We start from the raw sequence: 19,286 nt of genomic DNA, 5'->3' as shown, positions 1-19,286 counted from the left end.
GGAATAGGAGGGATAAATTATGACAATTGAAAACCCAACTCGTACGGAAATTGGTGAAGTATTAAAGAAAAGCAAAACGATTGCAGTTGTTGGATTATCGGATAAGCCAGAACGTACATCGTATATGGTTTCAAAAGCAATGCAAGATGCTGGGTATCGCATTATTCCAGTAAACCCAACAGTAGATGAGGTGCTTGGAGAAAAAGCAGTTTCTTCACTAAAGGATATTAAGGAACATGTTGATATTGTAAATGTATTCCGTCGTTCAGAATTTTTAATGGATGTTGCGAAAGAGTTTGTAGAGATTGATGCAGATGTTTTTTGGGCACAATTAGGAGTACAAGATGAAGATACATATAAACTTTTGCAAGAAAAAGGCTATACTGTAATAATGGATCGTTGCATTAAAGTAGAACATGCGATGACAAAATAGTATAGGTTTTAAAGAGAGAAAGATTGATTCAGCCCTCTTTATAAATAAGTAGGGCCGATGAACGAGGTGTTCATCATGAGATTTTTTAAAGGCTGTTTTTGGGGATTGTTACTTGTTATCCCATTTTGGATATTGATCATTTGGATCATGATAAAGGTTTGGAATGTATAATCTTGGCATACATATCCATTTCTCGTTGACAAACGATTATTTTTCTGAAATAGTAGCCTAGAGGAATCCTTGTGAAAAAACAAGGATTTTTCTATTGAAAATGGTATATAAAAGAGATAAGATAACTTGCCAAAACTATAGTCGAGGCGTTATTCTATAATAGAAACATATGTTCTGATTTGATTAGGAAAGGGGCAAGGAGTTTGGCAAAGCATCAGTTCCAATATAATGAAGATGCAATTCAAGTGCTAGAAGGACTTGAAGCCGTTCGAAAACGCCCGGGTATGTATATCGGGAGTACGGATAGCCGTGGATTGCATCATTTAGTATATGAAATAGTAGATAACTCCGTTGATGAAGCGTTAGCGGGATTTGGCGACGAAATTTCTGTCGTAATACATAAAGATAATAGTATTAGCGTTATTGATAAAGGGCGAGGAATGCCTACGGGAATGCATAAACTTGGGAAACCTACACCTGAAGTTATTTTAACTGTACTTCATGCCGGTGGTAAGTTTGGTCAAGGTGGCTATAAAACAAGTGGTGGTTTACACGGTGTTGGGGCATCAGTTGTAAATGCCTTGTCAGAATGGTTAGTAGTGACGATTAAACGTGACGGAAATATTTATGAACAACGCTTTGAAAATGGTGGTATTCCTGCAACGACACTGGAAAAGATCGGGAAGACGAAAGAGTCTGGTACGACAATACATTTTAAACCAGATACAACGATTTTTAGCACAACAAATTACAATTACGAAACATTATGTGAAAGATTACGTGAATCTGCATTCTTATTAAAAGGGATGAAAATCTCAATAAAAGATGAGCGAAATGATTTAGAAGATGTCTTTCATTATGAAACAGGAATCGAAGCTTTCGTTTCATACTTAAATGAAGAAAAAGATTCAATCCATCCGGTTGTATATTTTACTGGTGAACAAAATGGAATTGAGGCAGAGCTAGCTTTTCAATTTAACGATGGCTACTCAGAAAATATTCTTTCGTTTGTAAATAATGTACGTACAAAAGATGGTGGAACACACGAAGCTGGGTTTAAGACAGCAATGACTCGTGTGTTCAATGAGTATGCTCGTAAAGTATTGTTATTAAAAGAAAAAGATAAAAACTTAGAAGGTACAGATATTCGTGAAGGTGTAGCGGCTATCGTTTCTGTACGTGTACCAGAAGAAGTACTTCAGTTTGAAGGGCAAACGAAAGGGAAACTTGGTACAAGTGAAGCTCGTTCTTCAATTGATGCAATTGTATCTGAGCATTTAGCTTACTTTTTAGAAGAAAACCCGGATGTTGCTACACTTCTTGTGAGAAAGGCAGTTAAAGCAGCGCAGGCACGTGAGGCTGCTCGTAAAGCGAGAGAAGAAGCGCGTACTGGTAAAAAGAAAAAGAAATCAGAAGGTACATTAAGTGGTAAGTTAACACCAGCACAATCACGTAACCCGCAAAAAAATGAACTGTACCTAGTAGAGGGTGACTCTGCGGGTGGTTCCGCAAAACAAGGTCGAGACCGACGTTTCCAAGCGGTATTACCGTTACGTGGTAAAGTAATCAATACAGAAAAAGCAAAACTTGCTGATATCTTTAAAAATGAAGAAATTAATACAATCATTTACGCTATTGGCGGTGGTGTAGGGAATGAATTCGCTGTTGAAGATATTAACTACGATAAAATTGTAATTATGACCGATGCTGATACAGATGGTGCGCACATTCAAGTATTGTTACTAACGTTCTTCTACAGATATATGAAACCACTTATCGAAGCTGGCAAAGTATTTATTGCACTTCCTCCTTTATACAAAGTAAGTAAAGGAAAAGGTAAGAGTGAAGTGATTGAGTATGCATGGTCTGATGAAGAATTAGATGGTGTAACAAAAAAGGTCGGTAAAGGCTACATGCTGCAGCGCTATAAAGGACTTGGCGAAATGAATGCAGACCAATTATGGGAAACGACGATGAATCCTGAAACACGTACGTTGATTCGTGTGAAAATTGACGATGCATCAAGAGCGGAGCGCCGAGTTACGACATTGATGGGTGATAAAGTAGAACCTCGCCGTAAATGGATCGAACGAAATGTACAATTTGGTATGCAAGAAGAAGGAAACATTTTAGAAAATGAAATGATTATGGAGACGGAGGTGGAATAACATGCAGGCAGAGAAGTTTCATGACCTCCCGCTTGAAGACGTGTTAGGTGACCGCTTTGCACGTTATAGTAAATATATTATTCAAGATCGCGCGCTTCCAGATGCGCGTGACGGTTTAAAACCGGTACAAAGACGTATTTTATATTCTATGTATGTAGAAGGAAATGTACATGATAAAGCATTTCGTAAATCAGCTAAAACAGTTGGTAATGTTATTGGTAACTACCATCCACACGGTGATTCCTCTGTATATGAGGCGATGGTACGTTTAAGTCAAACTTGGAAAGTACGTAATGTTTTAGTTGAAATGCATGGTAATAATGGTAGTGTGGATGGCGATCCAGCAGCGGCAATGCGTTATACGGAAGCACGATTATCACCAATTGCATCTGAGTTATTACGTGATCTCGATAAAGAAACAGTGGAATTTGTGTCAAACTTCGATGATACGAGTGAAGAACCTGTTGTACTTCCAGCGATGTTCCCGAACTTATTAGTGAACGGATCGACAGGAATTTCAGCTGGTTATGCAACAGAAATTCCTCCGCATCACCTTGGGGAAGTAATTGATGCGACGATGATGCGTATTGATAAGCCGAATAGTACTGTTGATGATTTATTAACAGTTATGAAAGGACCAGATTTCCCGACAGGTGGTATTATTCAGGGGATTGATGGTATCAAAAAAGCGTATGAAACAGGAAAAGGTAAAATTATTATTCGCGGAAAAGCTGAAGTTGAAACGATCCGTGGTGGGAAGCAACAAATCGTTATTACAGAAATTCCGTATGAAGTAAATAAAGCGAACCTTGTTAAAAAAATGGATGAATTACGTCTAGATAAAAAACTAGATGGAATTGCTGAAGTACGTGATGAGACAGATCGTACAGGTCTTCGCATCGTTGTAGAGTTAAAAAAAGAAGTAAATGCTGAAGGTATTTTAAATTATTTATATAAGAACACAGATTTACAAATTCCATATAACTTTAATATGGTAGCGATAAATAATCGTCGTCCGACACTTATGACATTACCTAAGATTTTGGATGCGTATATTGGGCATCAAAAAGAAGTTGTTACGAGACGCTCACAATATGAATTAAGAAAAGCAGAAAACCGTCAACATATTGTAGAAGGTTTAAAGAAAGCATTATCGATTTTAGATGAAGTGATTGAAACAATCCGTGCTTCTAAAGATAAACGTAATGCAAAAGATAATTTAAGTACGAAATTTGGATTTACAGAAGCGCAATCAGAAGCAATTGTTTCGCTGCAACTATATCGTTTAACGAATACAGATATTACGGCGCTAGAACAAGAAGCAGAAGAGCTTAATAAGAAGATTATAGAGTTACAGTCAATTTTACAAAGTGAAAAAAGACTTCTTCAAGTTATTAAAACAGATTTGAAGAGAGTAAAGAAAACATATAGTGATGATCGCCGTGCTATTATTGAAGAACAAATTGAGGAAATTAAAATCGATGTGGAAGTTATGATTCCGCAGGAAGATGTCATCGTTACTGTAACGAAAGAAGGGTATGTGAAACGAACAGGTTGGCGTTCACATAATGCATCGAACGGGAAAGACTTCGGTATGAAAGAGGGTGACATCTTACTGGAGCGATTCGATACGAATACGACAGAGACAGTCCTCTTATTTACGAATAAAGGAAACTATATATATCTGCCAGTATATGAAATGCCAGAAATTCGTTGGAAAGATTTAGGTCAACACGTTGCGAATCTCGTTTCACTCGAGCGGGATGAAATGATTATTTGGGCGACCGTCGTACCGAACTTTGAAGAAGAAAAACGATTTATCGTATTTGTTACACGAAATGGTATGATTAAGAAAACAGAATTAAACCAATATAAAGTTCAGCGTTATTCAAGAGCGTTCGTCGCTGTGAATTTGAAAAAAGATGATTATGTTGTAGATATATTTGCAACAGATGGAACGAGTGATATTGTTCTTGCAACCTATGGTGCATATGCACTTATTTTCCATGAAGATGAAGTAAGTCCAGTCGGTGTAAGGGCCGCTGGTGTAAAAGCAATTAACTTAAAAGAAGATGATTATGTCGCTTCTGGTAAACCGTTAAATGGTGACAAAGATCAACTTATTCTTGTTACGCAGCGAGGTGCTGTAAAACGTCTAAAAGCATCAGAAATTGAGAAATCAACGAGGGCGAAGCGAGGCCTTGTTATTTTTAAAGAGTTAAAACGTAATCCATACCGTATTGTCGGTATTGAAATTGTTCGAGATGATGAACTAGTATATATGAAGACTGAGAAACATATTGTAGAAGAAATTGATCCGAAAGCGTATCGAAATAAAGACCGGTATAGTAACGGTAGTTTAGTACTAGATGTTAATGATACTGGTGAAGTTATTGAAACGTGGACAAAAAAACGACCGGAGTAAAAAAGCATCTTGCTATGAATAATGGCAAGATGCTTTTTTCTAGGCAAATTATTATGTAAATAATAATAATCTTGTTATAATAACTGAATGAAATCGTTCTCATAAAGTGAAACTTTAATCAATCGGACTTTTACGAGCAGTTGATTCCTCAACTAATTTCTTTGCTTTCGCTGAATTTTGAGGTAGGAATCTTACTGTCCGTTAAAGCGGGACAGATGGAGGGGCAACATGGAAAAAATAGGTGTAGGCATTGTAGGATTTGGATTTTCCAGTACAACATTTCACATCCCATTATTACAAACGATAGAAGAATATGATATTCGTGCTATTTTATCTTCAAAAGAAGAACTAGTGAAGCAAGCATTACCAAATGCTGAAGTTGTTGGCACAATTGAGGAATTAGTAAATCGTGCTGATATTGACTTAGTGGTCATTACTTCACCGAATACAACTCATTTTCCATATGTAAAAGAAGCAATTTTACATGGTAAGCATGTAGTTGTGGAGAAGCCATTCGTTGTTTCAATTGAAGAAGGCGAAGAACTAATTTCATTAGCAAAACAGCATAATGTGGTGTTAAGCGTGTATCATAATCGCCGTTTTGATAATGATTTCTTAACGATAAAGAAATTGTTAGAAGAAAATAGAATAGGGAATTTATACGCATATGAAGCGCATTTCGATCGTTTTCGCCCGAATGTACGTGATCGCTGGAGAGAAAAGAATTTACCAGGATCAGGTATACTGTATGATTTAGGATCGCATTTAATTGACCAAGCATTATCATTATTTGGGAAACCAGATGCGATAAGTGCAGATGTAATCAAACAACGACCAGGTGCAGAAATTGATGATTACTTCCATGTTATACTTCACTACGGTGTTAAACGTGTCACTTTACATAGTAGCAGTTACGTAAAGCAAGAAGGTCCACACTTTACACTGCATGGAGATAAAGGTTCTATCGTGAAATACGGTATGGATTCACAGGAAGAACAATTAAAAAATGGAATGAAGCCAGGCGATAACGGTTATGGATTAGATGCTGAAGAGAATTTTGCTACTTTACATACGGAAGAAAAGCTAGAGCGTATTCCAACAGAAGTTGGCTGTTATGACATGTATTATAAAGGTGTAAGAGATAGTATAGTAAATGGTGAGAAACCACCTGTAACAGCACAAGAAGGCTTAGAAGTTATTCGACTTATTCAATTAGCGATTGAAAGTAGTGAAACCGGTAGAGTCATCACTATAAAGTAAAAAAGACACGAAACTCGTGTCTTTTTTATTAGGAATATGTGAATATGGATAACTATTTAGTTTAATCGTTTGTCATACATTAACTGGATTTGTATGCCGTAAGGATCTTCAATAATCCCATATGCTTCACTAAATATATTTTTTTCTAGCGGAGAGATTATCTTCACATGCTTATCGGAAATTAAATTATTATAAAACCTTTGTATTTCTTCTAAATTAGCGCTTTGAATGCAAAGTGACATGTTATTTCCAACGTTATAACGTTCATTAGGTTTCATTGTATCTTCTGCTATCATTAGCTTTGTATTCCCAATTTGTAAAACAGAGTGAGCAATATGATCTTTATTCTCACTTGTAATTTTAAAAGAACTATCTCTTTTGGCCAGTTCTCCATACGTAACAATCATTAACTGCGTAGCTTCTAAATTACGTGTGTAAAAATTAATTGCCTCCTTTGCTTGCCCATTCATTGAAAGAAATATAGCTATTTCTAATGTCATAAATATATAACTCCTTTATTAGTTAATAATTATAATATAGACTAAAAAGGTTCCAATACATGACACCTTTTTGGGAGGGAAATATGAAAAAAACGGAACGAATAAATGATATGCTTATTTTCTTAAATAATAAAAGATATTTTAATTTAAAAGATTTAATGGCTAGATATGATATTTCTAAAAGTACCGCGTTGCGAGATATTCAATCATTGGAAGAAATAGGTGTACCAATATATTCTGAACTGGGTAGAAATGGAAGTTATAAAATTATAGAAAATAGTGTGTTATCGCCAATTTATTTTAGTGTGGATGAAATGTATGCGTTATACTTTTCGATTCTTACGCTAAATGGATACAAGACAAAACCATTTAATGTAGAAAGTATTGCGCTTGAAAATAAATTTAAACATGTATTACCTGATAATGTGAGTGAAAATATTTCAATCATGGAAAGAACGCTTTCTTTTGAAGTAACAAATCATAGTAATTTTAGTCCGTTCTTAAAAGAAATTTTACAGGGGATTTTTGCTGAGCGAGTTTATCATTTAACATATTTAAAAAAAGATGAGGAAAAAGTATTGGTCGCCCAATTTATTCGAATAGAATCTAAATTTGGCCAGTGGTATGCTAAAATCTTTAATTTTGAGACAAATAATGTTCAAATAATTAGATGTGATAAAATTCTTTCTATTGAGGAAACAAGCAATACGAATCCAAAAAATCTTGAAGAGTTGTTAAGTTATCTTACAACTTTTCACAGAAAGCCGGATGCAATTGATTTTCGTGTCATTGTTAATCCAAAAGGAAAAGATATTTTTGATAAAGAGAATTATCCTTCCATGAGGATACAAAAAGAAAATGAAAATTATAGTATAACAGGCTATTTTAACAAACAAGAAGTTGAGTTTATTTCAAGTTACTTTCTGAATTTCGGTGAAACAATTATCTCAATTCAGCCAGTTATGCTAAAAGAGTTAATCTATAATAAGGTATTATCTATAAAGCAGCATTTAACTGCTTTAAGATAAAGTTAGTTTTAATCATTTTATTGACATGAAAAAGCCCTTGAGATTTAAATATCCAAAGGGTTTTTTTTGTGATGGTATTTGTTCTTTAGAAACATTATTTTTCTGGGACGGACAGTCCATAAAAGAACATCGTAACGATATCTTGTATATGTTTTTCGCGATCTCCTTCAAGAAGCTGAGCCCCGAAATCATCACCTAGTTTAGTGAACATTTGAATGTATAGTAACATCATTTCTTTAGTAAGGTGAGGGTTAATTTCATTTTTTTGCTGTGCTTGTTCTAGTATTTCTAAATACCAAGGCAGGATTTTTTCGTTTTGATAACTATAAATAAACTCTCGGAGCTCTTCATCTCTTTGCATCATTTGTAGTAACATATCCGGCTGAAATAACCCACCAGTATTCATTTTTCTTACAATCATTTTTTGCATCATCTCATGAAAAGGTAATTTTTCCTCTGCAAGATCTTTATAATATTGAAATTCAGATATGATAAAGTCTTGTATAAGCTCTCTAAATAATGCATCTTTACTTCCGAAATGATTATAAATGGTAACTTGAGAAACATTTGCTTTTTTTGCAATATGTTCTATTTTCACTTCATTAAATCCACGTTCTGAAAATAATAAGAAAGCCGCCTCTTTAATAGCGCGTTTTTTCTTTTCTTTCACTCTTTCAAAGCCGTTCAATGCAATCACCTCAATTAAAATATACAAGAAAAAATAATGGAAAACAATAATTTTGAAATATGGACATATAAATATTTCAAAAAGTTGTTGCGAATATGAAAGATGAGGAGTACAATAATTTTGAAATATCACATATTAAATATTTCAAAAAATGAGGTGGAATTATGATTTCAGTTCAAAATGTCACAAAACAGTTTTCAAATGGAAAAGGTTTGTTTCATATTACATTTGATGTAAAAGAAGGGGAAGTATTTGGTTACTTAGGACCAAATGGTGCTGGGAAATCCACAACAATTCGCAATTTAATGGGATTTATAAAACCGACAGCTGGTAAAGCGACAATTTTTGGATTAGATTGCTGGGATGAAGCAGCGAAAATTCAAAGAGAAGTTGGTTATTTACCAGGAGAAATTTCTTTTATTGAAGGAATGAACGGATTAGAGTTTTTAAAGTTAATGCAAGGAATGCGCGGGTTAAAGGATACGAAAAGACGAGATGAATTAATAGAACGTCTACAATTTGATGTGAAAACACCGATTCGAAAAATGTCTAAAGGAATGAAGCAAAAAGTAGGAATTGTTGCTGCTTTTATGCATGATCCGGAAGTGTTAATTTTAGATGAACCAACATCAGGACTCGATCCACTTATGCAGCAAGTGTTTATCGATTTAATATTAGAAGAAAAGCAAAGAGGGAAAACAATCCTTATGTCATCGCACATTTTTACTGAGATTGAGAGAACTTGTGACAGAGTGGCTATAATTAAAGATGGTCGCCTTGTAACGGTTGAAAATATTCATGATTTACAAAGCTTGAGACGACAGGTAATAGATGTAACCGTATCATCGCAAGAAGAGATTGAATCTCTTACACAATGTAATTTGCAATTTGAAGCGGTGAAAGGTAGAGAAGCATCGATTATTGTGCAAGGAAACTATCAAACTGTTTTACAAACACTTTCAAACTATAATGTAACAGCGCTTCAAACGAGAGCAATGGATTTAGAACATTTATTTATGCATTATTACGATAAGAAAGAAGGGATAAAGCATGAATAAGCAATTGTTTTTAGCTAGTTTGAAAGAAACACAAAAAAGTATTTTGAGTTATGCAACTGGTGCAGCTTTATATTTATGGTTGATAATTTGGATCTTTCCTTCAATGGTATCAGCGAAAGGGTTAAATGAATTAATAAGTGCTATGCCTGATAGTGTGAAAAAAATTGTTGGAATGGAAAGTCCGATTCAAAACGTAATGGATTTTTTAGCTGGCGAATATTATAGTCTATTGTTTATTATCATATTAACAATTTTTTGTGTAACAGTTGCAACGCATTTAATTGCTCGTCATGTAGATAAAGGGGCGATGGCATACTTGCTCGCAACACCTGTATCTAGAGTGCAAATTGCAATCACGCAAGCGGCTATTCTCGTATTAGGGCTACTAATCATAGTAACTGTTACGTATGTAGCGGGTATAGTAGGTGCAGAGTGGTTTCTACAAGATAATAACTTAAATAAAGAATTATTCCTGAAGATAAATATAGTCGGTGGGTTAATATTTTTAGTCGTTAGTGCGTATTCATTTTTCTTTTCTTGTATATGTAATGACGAAAGAAAGGCACTTAGCTACTCAGCAAGTCTAACTATTTTATTTTTCGTAACGGACATGGTAGGTAAATTAAGCGATAAGTTAGAGTGGATGAGAAATATATCATTATTTACGCTATTTCGTCCGAAAGAAATTGCTGAGGGAACATATAATATATGGCCAGTGAGTATAGGTTTAACTACTGGAGCACTTTGTATTTTCATAGTAGCAATTGTAGTGTTTAGAAAGAGGGATTTACCGTTGTAAAGTAGAAAGTCCACGGATAGAGTGGGCTTTTTTTGATGAGGAGGAAACGAATGGGGTGCAGCTATATATATGATGTAGAAAAGTCATTATTGTTTTATGAGAAAATAATTGTTTTAAAGTTGTCGATCCAAATGGATATGTCCTCAGAGTTACGTATAAAAAAGGTAAACATGAAGAATGTTTACCTTTTTTTATGGAAATATTCAAAAAAATGAACCTTTTTCTAGGCTCATCCGTCTAATACATGTAAAGTTAAATTTGAAGTGAGGATGAAACAGGAGGAGCAATTGTGAAAGTAATCCCTTTATATAAAATGATTGTAAAAGAAGAAACCGATGTTTCCTTAGCGAAAAAAGGTGATCATGAAGCGTTTATGGCGCTTATACATACAGAAAAAATGAAGATGTATCGTATTGCAAAGGCTATGTTACGTGATGAGACAAATATAGAGGATGCGATACAGGCAACAGTTTTAAAAGCCTATGAAAATATAAAAAAATTAAAGAAAGAAGAGTTTTTTCAAACTTGGTTAATTCGAATTTTGATAAATGAGTGTAACAACATTATTAGATCATACAAAAAGATAATGGTAATAGAAGAAAATGATTACAATATGAGTGCTTGTGATCTGTATGAAGATATAGATTTGTGTAATGCGATTCAATCATTACATGAAGAGTTAAGAGCGGTTACGGTGCTTTTTTATTATGAAGATATGAATCAAGAAAGTATAGCGAAGCTTTTAGAAGTGCCAAAAGGAACAGTGAAATCGAGATTGTCACGCGCGAGGGAACAATTGCAAAAGCGATTAAAGATGGAATAGGAGGTGTATAGGATGGATAACGAAAAATTATTTGATGAGAAAATAAAAAAGAGAATAAAAGAAGAGAATGTTATAGTACCACCAGAGTTAAATGAAAAGATTAATCGTACACTACATAATCTTCCGGTAAAAAAGAAAGGTTACAAAGTTTATATGATGGCTATAAGTGCTGCGGTTCTAACACTGTCCATTGTGTCTATGTCGGAGTTTTCTGATCAAATTTTTGCTCAAAATGGTGGGGTATTTGAATATGTAAAGAAAAAGGCGTTTTCTGATTATGAAAATGAAGAAGAAATAAAATCGAACGTAAACTATCCAGATAAAGAAAAGATTCATGAAAAGATGCTGGATTCCATTGATCATTTTAAAAATATTTCAGGACAATTTGAGGAATATTCTAGTTCGTCAAGAATCGCTACAACATACAAATATGCGATTGATACGGAGCAACAAAGAGGTATCTCTTCGAAAGAAGATAAGCTAACGAAAAAACGAACAATTATATATAACGAGGGCAAGAAAAAAGAATTTGATGATGAGAAGTATACATATAGAGAGACAAAATGGAGCCCGAAGGAAAGAAACTATGAACTATTAAAATTAAATCCTACGGAAAGATTATTGAGAAAATCAGGTGAAAAGAAACGATATGATGACGAATATGTGGGATTTGCGAAGTATAGTATGCAATCAGAATTTGCTGAGCTATTAATCCGATATAAAGATTGGAATTATAAAGAAACGAAGTATCTTGGACTTGATTGCTACAAAATAGAAGGGACAATAAACATAGAAATGCCTGTAAGTACATCTGAAGATTTAAGAGGGAAATTTGAAATGGTTGTAGAGAAAAATACGGGGATTATGCTAAAGTTCCTTAGTTTCCACGAAGGTATGATTCAATATTCGATTACAACTGAATGGATACAAATAAACAAAGGGTTGAAAGAGAATGTATTTCAAAAGGATAGTACTAATTATGAAAAATTGAAAAATATATTAGATGAATAGAAAACGGAGGGAACGATATGGAGAATACCTCTTCTTCAAGAGAAAAGAAAAATAAAAGAAAATATAAAAAGACAACGATAATAAGTGTCTTGTTAGTAGTATTACTATTTGGCGGAGTTGGATATGGTACTTATGTATATATGAAAACTTCTAATCTCGTACAAAAGTCTAGTTTAAATTTAGCGCGTGGTGAAAAATCACATTTACGTGAGGAAACTGTAAAGCCAATTGCAAACAATGTTTCACTTTTAATTATGGGAATTGATGAAAATCAAGAACGACAAAAGGAGTATAATGGTGCTTTCCATACAGATGCACTACTGTTAGCTACTTTTAATAAAGATGATAAGACAGTGAAATTAACGAGCATACCACGTGATACATATACATATGTTCCAGTTGAAAAGAAAAAAGATAAAATAACGCATGCATATGGAAGTGGTTTCGTTAAAAATGGTAAAGATGGAGGACCGCAAGCTTCAGTGGAAGCAGTAGAAAAGTTGTTACAAGTGCCTGTTGATTATTTTGTGAAGTTTAATTTTAATTCATTTACTAAAATTGTTGATGGATTAGATGGAATTGAAGTAAATGTCCCAGTTGAATTTACGGAGCAAAATAGTAAAGATGAACCTGACGCAATCCATTTGAAAAAAGGACTACAAAAATTAACAGGGGAAGAAGCACTTGCACTGGCAAGAACGCGTCATATTGATAGTGATGCAATGAGAGGTCAGCGCCAACAACTTGTTATTGAAGCGATGTTAAGTAAATTAAAAAGTGTAGGCTCGATTACGAAGCTAGAAAAAATAGTTGAGGCGATTGACGGCGATTTTAAAACAAATTTAGTAATGGATGATATTTTATCTTTTTATAAATACGGTTTAAATGGTTCAGTTGAAAAGATTCAATTAGGCGGAGATGATTTATATTTACCCAACGGTCCAAATGGGCAACGTGTATATTATTATAACCCTAATAAAAAAGATCTACAGAGTTTGAGTAATACGCTTAGAACACATCTAGGATTAAGTGAAAAGCAGATTGAGGAGAATTAAAGCAGGCATAATGTCTGCTTTTTTATTATGTTTAATAGTATGGCATTTAAATTCAAATATTATATACTATTTTCAAATTATTGATAATAGTGTAACATAATGATGTGGTTTAAGTTAAATAGCAGGGGGGCTATTACATAAAATACATCATTAGCAATTATTGAAATCGTATGGGGGAAATGAACGAAACAGGGGAGTATTAAAAATGAGAATTGTAAAGAATTTAACATTCCAAGTTATTGTGGCAATTATTTGTGGTATTGCAGTAGGGGCAATTTGGCCTAGTGTTGGACAAGAGATGAAGCCAATTGGTGAAACATTCATCAATATGATTAAAATGGTTATTGCACCGATAATCTTTTTAACGATTGTGCTTGGTATTGCAAGTATGGGAAGTATGAAAAAGGTAGGTCGTGTTGGTGGGAAGGCACTATTATATTTTGAAATCGTTACAACAGCGGCTTTACTTATTGGTATCATCGTAGCGAATGTTGTACGTCCCGGAGATGGATTAGATCCTTCGAAACTAAAGGGAGGAGATGTTTCACAATATGTACAAAGCGGGCAAGAAATGCAGTGGATGGATTTCTTGCCCGCTTTGTACATATTGTGCCGTCTAACATGTTTGAAGCATTTGCAAAAGGTGATATTTTACAAGTTCTGTTCTTCTCCATTTTATTCGGTGCAGGGTTAACGATGCTCGGGAAAAATGGACAACCTGTTATCGACTTTTTTGAAAGATTATCGAAAGTATTTTTTAATATTTTATCTATTGTTATGAAGTTAGCGCCAGTTGGGGCATTCGGTGGAATGTCGTTTACAATTGGTAAATATGGTTTAAGTACGTTAATACCACTTGGTAAACTAATGATTTGTGTATATACGACAATGGCATTATTTGTTTTTATTGTTTTAAATTTTATTTGTAAACTGTACAAATTTAGTTTGTGGAAATATTTAGCACATATTAAAGAAGAATTACTTATTGTTCTAGGGACATCATCATCAGAATCAGTACTGCCGCGAATGATGACAAAGATGGAAGACTTCGGGTGTTCTAAGCCAGTAGTAGGTTTAGTCATTCCGACAGGTTACTCTTTTAATTTAGATGGAACGACGATTTATTTATCGATGGCAACTATATTTTTAGCTCAAGTTTTTCACGTCGATCTTTCACTAGGTCAACAATTAACTATAATAGCTATTTTATTAGTTACATCTAAAGGGGCAGCAGCAGTAACAGGTGGAGGTTTTATAGTACTAGCATCTACTTTATCTGCAATGAATGTTATCCCGTTAGAAGGGTTAGCGCTATTACTTGGTGTAGATCGTTTCATGTCAGAAGCACGTGCTATCGTGAATTTAATTGGTAACGGTATTGCGACTGTAGTTGTTGCAAAAAGTGAAAATGAATTTGATGAAGAGAAGTATACGAGAGTAATAGAGGAAATGAAAAAAAAGAAAATGGCCGGATAAAAAAGTCAGCAAAGCTGACTTTTTTATTTTTGTAGAAAAGAGGTTTGTTACGATATACATTATTTATTAACAATAATTTACAAGTGTTTTATAGCGAAGGGATATAAAGACTATTAAATCAATACATAGAATTCAATGAGGTATAGTGTTTTAAAAGATTATGGAATTTTTATGAATATTACTGTAAAAAAATAATTTTTTAAAAATTTTCAATAATAACACTTTACAAAACTCGAAAAATTAGTAGAATAATAGTTAATAAGAATCTTCTGATAAATATATAAAGAAAAACAGAATTATCAGAAAATTCTTAAATGAGAGCGTTAAGAATTAGGGAGGGTACAGAAAGTGAAAAAGAAAAAAATGAAAAAACTAACAGCGGTTGTAGCACCAGTTTTAGCAATGAGTATGGCATTAACAGCATGTTCTACATCAGGTGGAGATAAGAAGACAAGCACAAACTCTAGCTCTGGCGGAGATAGCAAATCAGAAGAAAAATTAGCAGCGAAACAAGTATTAAATCGTACTGAAACAAATGAAATTCCAACGATGGATACTTCTAAAAATACAGATACATTAGGTTCTCAAATTTTGGGGAACACAATGGAAGGTTTATACCGTTTAGATAAAGATAATAAACCAATCCCAGCTGCGGCAGAATCAAGCACGAAGAGTGAGGATGGTAAAAAATATACATTCAAATTACGTAAAGATGCAAAATGGTCAAATGGTGATCCAGTAACAGCAAAAGATTTCGTATTTGCATGGCAACGTTTATTAGATCCAAAAACAGCTGCTGAGTATGCATTTATTGCATTCCCAGTCAAAAATGCAGAAGCGGTTAATAAAGGTGAAAAACCTGTAACGGAACTAGGAGTAAAAGCAGTAGATGACCTTACTTTAGAAGTTGAATTAGAACAAGCAGTACCATACTTCTTAAACTTAGTAGCATTTCCATCGTACTATCCATTAAATGAGAAGTTCGTGAAGGAAAAAGGAGATAAATACGGTTTAGAGTCTGATACAACAGTCTATAATGGACCGTTCGTTCTTACTGATTGGAAGCATGAGCAAGGATGGAAACTAAAGAAAAATGATCAATATTGGGATAAAAAGACTGTAAAACTAGATGAAATCAACTATAGTGTAGTAAAAGAAGTAGCTACAAAAGTAAATTTATATGATACAAATGCAATTGATTTTGCACTTCTATCAGGTGAATTCGTTGATAAGTATAGAAACAATAAAGAAGAGTTTGGGACTTATTCACAAGTAAGTACTTACTTTATTCGTATGAACCAAAAACGTGGTGGACAAGATACACCATTAAAGAGTCAAAAATTACGTGAAGCAATTGCCTACTCTATTGATAAGAAAAATTTAGCAAATGTTATTTTAAATGATGGATCTAAACCTGCGGACTTCTTAGTGCCGAAAGGATTAGCAACTGGACCAGACGGTAAAGATTTCCAAGAAACATTTAAAAACGGTATTAAACCAGATGCGAAAAAAGCAGCTGCTGCATGGGAAGCAGCGAAAAAAGAACTTGGAAAAGATCAAGTTACAATTGAGCTATTAAACTATGATACTGGTAATGCGAAAAAAGTTGGAGAATATGTTAAAGATCAAATCGAGAAGAATTTAAAAGGTGTAACAGTTAATATTAAACTTCAGCCGTTCAAGCAAAAACTAAAATTAGAAACAGAGCAAGATTATGATATTTCATATGGCGGTTGGAATCCAGATTATGCGGATCCAATGACATTCTTAGATATGTTTGAGTCTAAGCATTCTCATAACCAAATGAGCTTCTCTGATCAGAAGTATGATGAAATGATTAAAAAAGCTGGCGGAGAATTAATGGGCGATGCGAAGAAACGTTGGGAAGAGCTAGGACAAGCTGAGAAATTGCTTCTTGAGAAAGATGTAGCAATTGTACCTTTATACCAACGTGGTGATGCATACGTTCAAAAACCAAATACAAAAGGCATCGTTCACCATAACATTAGCCCAGAGTATAGCTTCAAGTGGGCATATATGACTGAAAAAGATGGGAAATAATTTTTAAATAGTGGTTTTATCTTTAAGTGGATATATGCAAGTTCCTTATCTTATTCTTGCATTGAGAATCTGGCTGTCCACAATAGAAGGATAAAATAATAGAGCATTCCAAAGGTAGATTCTTTACTTTTGGAATGCTTTTTATTATGAGATTAAATGTAAAAAATAATGGATATAAGGTTTCTATTGTGAAAGGAATAATTTTTAGAATATTTTAAAAATAACTTTACAAAATCAGAAAAAATAGTAGAATATTAATTAATAAGAATTTTCTGATAACTAATTATTAGGAAATTACTCAAATCTAGTTTCGTACATATAATTGGGGAGGGTACAAAAATGAAGAAAAAGATGAAAAAGTTCACGGCGGTTGTAGCGCCAGTTTTAGCGATGAGTATGGCGTTGACAGCGTGTTCTGGATCAGGTGGGGAGAAGAAAACAACTACGACGTCTAATGGTGGTGGGGAAGAGAACAAATCCGAAATTAAATACGCAGCAAAACAAGTATTAAATCGTACAGAGAATCAAGAAATTCCGACGATGGATACTTCTAAATCTACTGATACGTTAGGGTCACAAATTTTAGGGAACACGATGGAAGGATTATATCGTTTGGATAAAGATAATAAGCCAATCCCAGCTGCTGCAGAATCTAGTACGAAAAGCGAGGATGGCAAAAAATATACATTTAAATTACGGAAAGATGCAAAATGGTCGAATGGTGATCCTGTAACAGCGAAAGATTTCGTATTTGCATGGCAGCGCTTACTCGATAAAAATACAGCGTCAGAATACGCATTTATTGCTTACTATATTAAAAACGCAGAAGCAATTAATAAGGGTGAAAAACCTCTAACAGATTTGGGGGCAAAAGCGGTAGATGATTATACACTAGAAGTAGAATTAGAAAAGCCAGTACCATATTTCTTGAATTTACTAGCATTCCCGTCATACTATCCGTTAAATGAAAAATTCGTAAAAGAAAAAGGCGATAAGTACGGTTTAGAAGCAGATACAACTGTGTATAACGGGCCGTTCGTGATGTCTTCATGGAAACATGAACAAGGATGGCAGCTAAAGAAAAATGATAAGTATTGGGATAAGAAGACTGTGAAATTAGAAGAAATTAACTATAGTGTAGTAAAAGAAGTTGCGACGAAAGTAAACTTATATGATACAGGATCAATTGATTTTACATTACTATCAGGAGAATTTGTAGATAAATATAAATCGAACAAAGATGAGTACGGTGAGTATTCAGAAGCAAGTACATTCTTCTTACGTTTAAATCAAAAGCGTAACGGACAAGATACACCGTTAAAGAGCAAAAAGCTTCGTGAAGCAATCGCATTATCGGTTGATAAAAAAGGGCTGGCAAACGTTATTTTAAATAATGGTTCAAAAGCAACGGATCAATTGGTTCCAAAAGGGCTGGCGACAGGACCAGACGGTAAAGATTTCCAAGATACATTTAAAAATGGTCTGAAATATGATCCGAAAAAAGGTGCAGCAGCATGGGAAGCAGCGAAAAAAGAACTTGGAAAAGATCAAGTTACAATTGAATTACTAAGTTATGATGATGGAACTGCGAAAAAGATTGCTGATTATGTAAAAGATCAAATTGAGAAAAATTTAAAAGGTGTAACGATTAATACAAAAATTCAGCCGTTCAAACAAAAACTAAAATTAGAGACTGCACAAGATTATGAAATTTCTTATGCAGGTTGGAGTCCAGACTATGCGGATCCAATGACATTTATTGATATGTTTGAATCGAAGAGCCCATATAACCAAATGAGTTATTCAAATGCAAAATACGACGAAATGGTACAAAAATCAGGGAATGAATTAATGAGTGATGCGAAGAAACGTTGGGAGACGTTAGGGAAAGCAGAAAAATTATTCCTTGAAGAAGATGCAGGGTTAGTTCCTTTATATCAAACAGGAAGAGCGTATGTAATGAAACCGAATGTAAAAGGAATTGTGAAACATAACATTAGTCCAGAATATAGCTTTAAGTGGGCTTATGTAACGGAAGGGAAATAGGAAAAAAGAGCGTTAAAAAAATATATTATTTATTTTTTTAACGCTCTTTTACTATTCAATTAAATTTAAATAAATAGAGAAGAATAAGAAAAGTGGTACTTACATATAGTAGATGGGGGAGAATTCGTATAGTAGTAATAGATTGTTATTGATTTAAATAAATTAATTATTATGAATATTCTTTAAAAATACTTTACAAATCGCGAAAAATTAGTAGAATGATAATTAGTAATAATTTTCTGATAATTTAAATTTGAAATCTCTCAAAGTTAGTTTCGTACATA

The 19,286-nt window shown here is 33.9% G+C and carries 14 protein-coding genes and 1 pseudogene; 13 read left to right on the top strand and 2 right to left on the bottom strand.

Annotated elements, in window-relative coordinates; translation table 11 throughout:
- The first annotated feature begins 19 nt into the window (after positions 1 to 19).
- The 4 genes from JDS99_RS03025 (at position 20) to JDS99_RS03010 (ending at position 6,457) form a co-directional block, all read left to right on the top strand.
- The gene (locus JDS99_RS03025) at positions 20 to 433 is read left to right on the top strand and encodes a CoA-binding protein (protein ID WP_048565897.1); all 414 of its coding nucleotides are present in this window, start codon (positions 20 to 22) and stop codon (positions 431 to 433) included.
- Positions 434 to 807: 374 nt separating this feature from the next.
- Positions 808 to 2,772, top strand: coding sequence for a DNA topoisomerase IV subunit B (parE, locus tag JDS99_RS03020; RefSeq protein WP_199694538.1), 1,965 nt, complete (start codon positions 808 to 810; stop codon positions 2,770 to 2,772).
- Between the two features lies 1 nt (position 2,773).
- Entirely contained in the window at positions 2,774 to 5,197 is a 2,424-nt protein-coding gene (parC, locus tag JDS99_RS03015; RefSeq protein ID WP_098857222.1) for a DNA topoisomerase IV subunit A, read from the top strand.
- A 228-nt stretch (positions 5,198 to 5,425) separates the two neighbouring features.
- On the top strand, positions 5,426 to 6,457 hold the full coding sequence (locus JDS99_RS03010) for an oxidoreductase (RefSeq protein WP_199694536.1): 1,032 nt from the start codon (positions 5,426 to 5,428) through the stop codon (positions 6,455 to 6,457).
- 56 nt (positions 6,458 to 6,513) lie between these two features.
- On the opposite strand, the gene JDS99_RS03005 is transcribed toward JDS99_RS03010, so the two are convergent.
- Positions 6,514 to 6,957, bottom strand: a complete 444-nt coding sequence (locus JDS99_RS03005) for a VOC family protein (protein WP_087982129.1) — start codon at positions 6,955 to 6,957, stop codon at positions 6,514 to 6,516.
- A 59-nt stretch (positions 6,958 to 7,016) separates the two neighbouring features.
- On the opposite strand from JDS99_RS03005, the gene JDS99_RS03000 reads away from it, so the two are divergent.
- A complete protein-coding gene (locus JDS99_RS03000) occupies positions 7,017 to 7,985 on the top strand; it encodes a helix-turn-helix transcriptional regulator (protein ID WP_199694534.1) in 969 nt (322 codons plus the stop codon).
- A 94-nt stretch (positions 7,986 to 8,079) separates the two neighbouring features.
- On the opposite strand, the gene JDS99_RS02995 is transcribed toward JDS99_RS03000, so the two are convergent.
- Positions 8,080 to 8,700, bottom strand: a complete 621-nt coding sequence (locus JDS99_RS02995) for a TetR/AcrR family transcriptional regulator (protein WP_152665110.1) — start codon at positions 8,698 to 8,700, stop codon at positions 8,080 to 8,082.
- Between the two features lie 137 nt (positions 8,701 to 8,837).
- Here JDS99_RS02995 and JDS99_RS02990 point away from each other — a divergent pair, with 137 nt between their 5' ends.
- From JDS99_RS02990 to JDS99_RS02955, 8 genes and pseudogenes are all read left to right on the top strand, one after another.
- Positions 8,838 to 9,731 (top strand): ABC transporter ATP-binding protein, encoded by an 894-nt coding sequence (locus JDS99_RS02990; protein ID WP_199694532.1) that lies wholly within the window; start codon positions 8,838 to 8,840, stop codon positions 9,729 to 9,731.
- The gene (locus JDS99_RS02985; protein WP_199694530.1) at positions 9,724 to 10,530 is read left to right on the top strand and encodes an ABC transporter permease subunit; all 807 of its coding nucleotides are present in this window, start codon (positions 9,724 to 9,726) and stop codon (positions 10,528 to 10,530) included. The genes JDS99_RS02990 and JDS99_RS02985 overlap by 8 nt, the downstream gene beginning before the upstream one ends.
- A 289-nt stretch (positions 10,531 to 10,819) precedes the next feature.
- A complete protein-coding gene (locus JDS99_RS02980) occupies positions 10,820 to 11,353 on the top strand; it encodes a sigma-70 family RNA polymerase sigma factor (RefSeq protein WP_199694528.1) in 534 nt (177 codons plus the stop codon).
- Positions 11,354 to 11,365: 12 nt separating this feature from the next.
- Positions 11,366 to 12,364 (top strand): hypothetical protein, encoded by a 999-nt coding sequence (locus JDS99_RS02975; RefSeq protein WP_060487378.1) that lies wholly within the window; start codon positions 11,366 to 11,368, stop codon positions 12,362 to 12,364.
- A gap of 17 nt (positions 12,365 to 12,381) precedes the next feature.
- Positions 12,382 to 13,419, top strand: coding sequence for an LCP family protein (locus JDS99_RS02970; protein ID WP_098091657.1), 1,038 nt, complete (start codon positions 12,382 to 12,384; stop codon positions 13,417 to 13,419).
- Positions 13,420 to 13,624: 205 nt separating this feature from the next.
- Positions 13,625 to 14,895 (top strand): annotated as a pseudogene (locus JDS99_RS02965) (dicarboxylate/amino acid:cation symporter).
- 348 nt (positions 14,896 to 15,243) lie between these two features.
- Complete coding sequence (locus tag JDS99_RS02960) at positions 15,244 to 16,956, top strand: peptide ABC transporter substrate-binding protein (RefSeq protein ID WP_046954582.1); 1,713 nt, start codon at positions 15,244 to 15,246, stop codon at positions 16,954 to 16,956.
- A 339-nt stretch (positions 16,957 to 17,295) separates the two neighbouring features.
- Complete coding sequence (locus JDS99_RS02955) at positions 17,296 to 19,002, top strand: peptide ABC transporter substrate-binding protein (RefSeq protein ID WP_088064175.1); 1,707 nt, start codon at positions 17,296 to 17,298, stop codon at positions 19,000 to 19,002.
- The last annotated feature ends 284 nt before the right edge of the window (positions 19,003 to 19,286 follow it).

This window comes from Bacillus cereus group sp. N6 (genome assembly GCF_016483705.1).
GTDB classification, from domain to species: domain Bacteria; phylum Bacillota; class Bacilli; order Bacillales; family Bacillaceae_G; genus Bacillus_A; species Bacillus_A wiedmannii.
The sequence above is the reverse complement of the archived record's forward strand: the minus strand, read 5'-3'. Positions and strand labels throughout refer to the sequence as shown.